We start from the raw sequence: 364 nt of genomic DNA on the forward strand, positions 1-364 counted from the left end.
ACCATCGGCGCAGTCAGTCTTAGCTTCCGGGTTCGGAATGTGACCGGGCGTTTCCCTGACGCTATAACCACCGTAACGCTGGTATAAGCCTATCAAAGATTTGGGGCGCCTCTGACCACACGGCGCCCTGTTTCGCTCCGCCGCCGGCCAGGTGAGGTGGAGTGGATCCTGCGACTCCTTCGTCGCGCAGGATGACGTGGGGGTCGACGCGCAGGATGAGGTGTGGGTCGACGCGCAGGATGACACGTGGGTCGACGCGCAGGATGACGTGGGGCCCTTTTGGGCATAAAAAAAGGGGGCTGGCTCACACAATTGTGAACCAACCCCCACTAAAAGATGTCCGGCGGTGACCTACTCTCCCACA

The 364-nt window shown here is 60.4% G+C and carries 1 rRNA gene; it reads right to left on the minus strand.

What is annotated here, in order from left to right:
* Positions 1-75: ribosomal RNA gene (rrf, locus tag ACXR2T_RS15800) — 5S ribosomal RNA — on the minus strand; the annotation flags it as partial.
* Positions 76-364: the final 289 nt, after the last annotated feature.

Source organism: Leucobacter faecis (genome assembly GCF_054456635.2).